4 protein-coding genes are annotated in these 5735 nt (G+C 72.0%); 2 read left to right on the forward strand and 2 right to left on the reverse strand.

All coding sequences use genetic code 11. The features are described 5' to 3' along the window. On the reverse strand, window positions 1-782 hold a 782-nt coding region (locus tag P3T37_RS36850), incomplete at its 3' end, for a HAMP domain-containing protein (protein ID WP_280728336.1). A 441-nt stretch (window positions 783-1223) separates the two neighbouring features. Between P3T37_RS36850 and P3T37_RS36855 the strand changes: the two genes are divergently transcribed. Together P3T37_RS36855 and P3T37_RS36860 are read left to right on the forward strand one after the other, a co-directional pair. Beyond that, complete coding sequence (locus tag P3T37_RS36855; RefSeq protein ID WP_280728333.1) at window positions 1224-3827, forward strand: SpoIIE family protein phosphatase; 2604 nt, start codon at window positions 1224-1226, stop codon at window positions 3825-3827. 302 nt (window positions 3828-4129) lie between these two features. Further along, complete coding sequence (locus tag P3T37_RS36860) at window positions 4130-4696, forward strand: acetate uptake transporter (protein WP_280728334.1); 567 nt, start codon at window positions 4130-4132, stop codon at window positions 4694-4696. Between the two features lie 29 nt (window positions 4697-4725). On the opposite strand, the gene P3T37_RS36865 is transcribed toward P3T37_RS36860, so the two are convergent. Next, window positions 4726-5574: a phosphatase PAP2 family protein gene (locus P3T37_RS36865; RefSeq protein ID WP_280728335.1), complete on the reverse strand. Its 849-nt coding sequence runs from the start codon at window positions 5572-5574 to the stop codon at window positions 4726-4728. Window positions 5575-5735 lie beyond the last annotated feature (161 nt).

Below are 5735 nucleotides of genomic sequence, written 5' to 3' on the forward strand. Positions count from 1 at the left end.
TCACGCCACACCCCCGCCACACCCGGCACCTGCGCCTGACCACCCAGGCGCCCCTCGGTCCCCACATCCCGCGCCACCCGCGTCACCTGCGCGGCAAAGGAGTTCAGCTGGTCCACCATCGTGTTGACGGTGTTCTTCAGCTCCAGCATCTCGCCGGCCACGTCGACGGTGACCTTGTGCGACAGGTCGCCCTTGGCGACCGCGGTGGTCACCTCGGCGATGTTGCGGACCTGCGCGGTCAGCCGGCCGGCCATCGTGTTGACCGAGTCGGCGAGGTCCTTCCAGCTGCCGGACATGCTGCGCACCCGGGCCTGCCCGCCGAGCTTGCCCTCGGTGCCCACCTCGATGGCCACCCGGGTCACCTCGTCGGTGAACTCCGAGAGTTGGTCGACGAGCCCGTTGACCGTGCGGCCGACCTTGAGGAACTCCCCGCGCAGCGGGTGGCTGGCGCCGTCCGGATGGATCGAGCGCAGCTCCATCCGCTGGTCGAGGTCGCCCTCGGCGATCGAGGCGAGCACCCGGCCGACCTCGGCCATCGGCCGGGCCAGGTCGTCGATCAGCGCGTTGCCGTTGTCCACCGCCGAAGCCCAGGCGCCCTCCCCCGCGCCGTTCTCCAGGCGAGCGGTCAGCCGGCCCTCGCGGCCGACCGCCCGGCGGACCCGGGCCAGCTCGCCGGTCAGGTGCTGGTTGCGCTCGGCCACCTCGTTGAACATCGCCGCGATCTCGGCCATCGGCCCGTCGCCGGGCACCGTGAGCCGACGGCGGAAGTTGCCGTCCCGCATCGCGGTCAACGCGCCGAGCAGCTTGCGCAGTTCGGCCGGTTCCGCGCCCCGGTTGTGGGCAGGACGACGGCCGGCCCCGCTCCGGGGTGCCGGCGCCGGTCTGCCGCTGCGTACCGTCGGGGCCTTCTGGCCTGTGGTGCTCTGCCCGGCAGTGTCCTTGGTGGCCGAACTCAACTGGACCCTCCCACACATCGCGACTGGCTTCCGTACGCCTGCGCAGCGGTACGGAGTACTGCTCGGATCCCCCAGTCTGACAGCACCGACCGACCGTGTAGGGCCGCTTACCAAGGCTTTCCACGGGTGCGCAGGCCGTAAGGTGGGCAGAATCACCCTCTGGAGCCTGTTTCGGCGCCCCTTGCCCCCGGGGAAACCTCGCGGAAAGTAGGGTGGAGCGCTGCACCTCGCCCTGGCCTGAATCCACCGGGACCCGCTCCCGCGCCGGTGAACCCCAGGCGCCGGGCAGCCGTACCCGAACCAGAGGAGAAGTCGCCCGTGGTCACCGCGCGCGCAGCCGCCACCTTCGACCCGGACGGCCGGTCGGCCTCCGCCGCGCGCCGCTTCGTCCGCGACGCGCTGCTGGGCTGGGGGCTGCCGGAGGTCGTCGACGACGCGGTCGTCCTGGTCAGTGAGCTGGTCACCAACGCGGTCGTGCACGCCGGGACGGCTGCGGAGGTGAGTTGTCTGCGCGAGGAGGATTCCGTGCAGATCGGCGTCACCGACCGCCATCCCGAGCGCGGCCTGCCGGCCTTCTCCGAATCGGCCGCCGACGCCGCCGCCTCCGAGCACTTCGCCGACGCCGAGGGCGAGGGCGGGCGCGGTCTGCTGATGTGCTCGGCACTCTCCAGCCGCTGGGGGGTGGAGTACACCGCCGGGCAGAAGACCGTCTGGTTCCGCCTGCCGCTGCAGCGCAGCACGCCGGGTACCCGCTACGCCCTGCCGCAGGCGCCCGGCGAGGTGCTGCCGAGCACCGACGGCCCGGTGCTGGTCGCGGTGGTCCAGGTCGACGGCGAGGGGGCCGTCCGCTCCTGGAACGCCGATGCCGAGGGTCTCTTCCAGCACCCGGCCGACCAGGTGCTCGGCGCGCCCTGGGCCGAGCGGGTGGTCTGGCCGCAGAGCGCCGCGACGGGGGCCGGGCTCGCCGACACGCTGCGGCTGGCCCGCTGGGAGGGCAGCTTCGCGGTCCGCCGGGCCGACCATCGGGCGATCGAGGTCTACGGCTCCCAGGTCCGGGTGCTGGACGCCACCGGCACGCCGTCCACGCTCTGCCTGATGGTCCGCGAGCGCGACCGGGCCGTGCTCGCCGCTCCACTGAACAGCAGCCCGCCCGGGCCGGCCGCGACCGCCGTCGAGCCGCTGGACCTGCTCGCCGACGGCGTGCGGGCCGACGACCTGGCAGCGCTGTTGCAGCGCACCGTCGAGCGGACCCGCGACCTGCTGGACGGCGACGCGGCCTACCTGCTGCTGACCACCGAGGACGAGAGCGAGTTCGAGGTCCGCGCCTCCACCGGGCTGCCGGCGCACCGCCAGCGGTTCGCCAAGATCCCGGTCGACGGCCTCCACGGCCGCTACGACTCGGCCCGGCTGCCGGCCGTCCACGAGGATCTGGACATCCGACCGGGCGCCGTCCCGCTGCTCAGCGGCACCGGCCTGCGTTCGCTGATCACCGTGCCGCTCAAGGTGGAGGGCCGACTCACCGGCTCACTGGGCGTCGCCTCCAGCCGGCCGAACCACTACGACAACGACCAGGCGCTGCGCCTGCAGTTCGCCGCCGACCGGATCGCGCTGACGGTGGAGAACGCCCGGCTGGCCGAGCTGGAGCGGCTGCGGCGCGGCTCGCTCTCCTTTCTGGTCGAGGCCTCCGACCTGCTGGCCGGCACCCTGGAACACGAGCAGACCCTGGCGCTGATGGCCCAGATGGCCGTCCCGACGCTGGCCGCCTGGTGCGCGGTGTACACGACCTCCGAGCAGAGCCGGACCGCCCACCTCGCCTTCGTGCTGCACGAGGACGAGGAGCGGATCGACCGCCTGCGGGCGCTGCTGAAGCGGACCACCGCGCCGGAGGCCGTCGCCACGCCCGGCGCCACCGGCTGGTCGGGCCCGGCCGAGGCCGTGACACCCGCCGACCCGATCGGGCTGATCGGCGAGACCTACGTGCTGCCGCTCTCGGCCCGCAACCGGGTGATCGGGCTGCTGGTGCTCGGCTCCTCGGCCGGTGTGCGGTTCCGCCAGGAGATCCTGGAACTCGCCGAGGACCTGTCCCGCCGGGCGGCGCTGGCGCTGGACAACTCGCGGCTGTACTCGGAGCGCAACGCCACCAGCCAGGCGCTGCAGCGCAGTCTGCTGCCGCCCGAGCTGCCGAAGATCCCCGGCGTCGAGGTGGAGGTCTTCTACCAGGCGGCCGGTGAGGGCAACGAGGTCGGCGGCGACTTCTACGACCTCTTCTCGATCCGCGAGGGTACCTACGGCTTCGCGATCGGCGACGTCTGCGGCACCGGCCCGGAGGCCGCCTCGGTCACCGGACTGGCCCGCCACTCGCTGCGGTTGCTCGCCCGCGAGGGCCTGGACGCTCCGCAGGTACTCAGTCGACTCAACGCGGCGATCCTCGACGAGGGCAGTCGCAGCCGCTTCCTCACCTTGCTGTACGGCGAGTTGACGCCCCGCCCGGACGGCTGCATCGAACTCAGTCTGGTCTGCGCCGGACACCCGCTGCCGCTGCGCCTGCGGGTGGACGGGCAGGTCGATGCGGCGGCAACGCCACAGCCGCTGCTGGGCGTGCTGGAGGAGCTGGAACTGACCGCCGAGAAGGTGGTGTTGGAGCCCGGCGAGGTTCTGCTCTGCGTGACCGACGGGGTGACCGAGCGGCGGGAGGGGCAGCGGATGCTCGGCGAGGACGGCCTGGCCGAGGTGCTCAGCGGCTGCACCGGCCTGACCGCCGGAGCGGTCGCCGCCAGAGTGCAGCGGGCCGTCGAGCGCTTCGCGCCCGAGCCGCCCTCGGACGACATGGCGATCATCGCGCTGCGCGTGCCACTCCAGCGACAGGGCTGACAGATCGCCGACAGGCGGTCGGTTCTGATCATCACTCAGCTGACAAACGAACAATTTCCACGATTCACAAGGGTACAAGCGACCCTGGCCGGGTAGAACTCTGCTGACCGGGAAGTCACCCCCGGCGAGCCCAGTCCCGGCAGCTGAGCTGCGGGGACGCCTACAGGCAACAGCGACGGCTGTCGTACCCGCCGCCGCTTCCGCACCCCTCCCCCCCACGCGAATCCACGCGCCCACGGCACCGCACGGCTGCCCGGGCGCTCACCTCGTCATGACCCCACACAGCGTGAAAGGAGCCTCCGGTGAGCAATGACGCTTCCGGGGCAGACGCCCGATCCGCGGCACTCGACGCGGGTCCTCTCGGATACCTCGCACTCGGCCTGACCCTTCTCTCCTACGGTCTGCTCCAGACCGGCATCCTCAGCAACACCAGCGTGGGCAGCGCCGCGGGCCTCGCCCACGTGGTGGGCGGCGTCGCCCTGTTCATCGCCGGCCTGTGGCAGTTCCGCTCCGGTGACAGCTTCGGCGGGACGGCCTTCGCCGGACTGGGCGCGTTCTGGGTGACCTGGGCGGCCGGGATGGGATCCGGCGGCAGCAAGAACGCGGCCGGCCTCTTCCTGCTCGTCTGGACCCTGCTGGCCCTCACCCTGGCGGCGGCGAGCTGGCACTCCGGGCTGTTCAGCCGGGGCGTCTACGGTCTGCTGACGCTCTCCCTGCTGGTCGCCGCGATCGGCACCTTCGACAGCTCGGGCGGTCTGGTCAAGGCCGCCGGCTGGCTGGCGGCCGTTGCCGGGGCCATCAGCTGGTACTGGGCCACCGCGACCCTGACCAACAGTGGTTGGGGCCGTGCGGCACTGCCGATGAAGTGATCACGAAGCAGCCCGCCGCCCGTCGCCCGCTAACGGGCGGCGGGCTGCTTCGCGCGCTGCCGCTCGTGCGCATCCCCTCGCCCACCGGACGCTCCCCGGCCGCGCGCACGCGCCCAGCCGTACTGCGCGGCGTACGCCGTCAGCAGCAGGGCGACGGCGACCAGGCCGTCCGCCCAGAAGTGGTTGGCCGTCACCACGACGACGGCGACGGTCAGCAGTGGGTGCACCAGGATCAGCCAGCGCCAGGGCGTCCGCGCAACCTTGACCACCGCGACCGCCACCAGCACGCACCAGGCCACGTGGACGGACGGCATCGCCGACAGCTCGTCCGCCCGGATCCCCCCGAAGCCCTCCGTGTAGACGGACTGGCCGTACTGCGCGGCCACGTCGACGAAGCCGCTGTCCGGCAGTAGGCGGGGCGGAGCGACCGGGATGAACTGAATGAGGAGGCAGGCCGCGGTCACCAGGACCACTGTGGTCCGCACCCAGGCGTACCGCGCGCGATGCCGGACGAACACCCAGGCCAGCAGCGCGATCATCGCGGCGAAGTGCATGCTCGCGTAGTAGTAGTTGGCCAGCCTGACCAGGATCGGGTACGGCGTGACGGCCTGCTGCCAGGAGGCCTCGTCGGGCAGGCCCAGCTCGAGCTCGGTGTGATGGATCCACTCCGCGCGGTCCAGCGCGTGGTCCGTGCTCATCAGCGAGAGCTGGCCGACCAGCTGCCAGAGCGCGAACAGCGCGAGGAGCGTCCCGGCCTCCCGCAACACGGCCACCACGGTCCGGCGGGCCGGTGAAATCCGGTGGACGGCATAGGCGGCACCGAGGAGCACCGCAGCCGAACCGCCGGCCCCCTGGTACGAAAGGGTCAGATTCTGCAACGCCCTGTGCCTCTCCGCCGTGCTCACCTGCTGACGTGCTGGTGAGAGGAGATTAGCCCCTGAACGCAGATAAGCCCCCACCCGGAACCCGGGTGGGGGCTTATCTTTATCAAAATTTGTTCGGCGGCGTCCTACTCTCCCACAGGGTCCCCCCTGCAGTA

This window comes from Kitasatospora sp. MAA4 (assembly GCF_029893355.1).
Taxonomy (GTDB): domain Bacteria; phylum Actinomycetota; class Actinomycetes; order Streptomycetales; family Streptomycetaceae; genus Kitasatospora.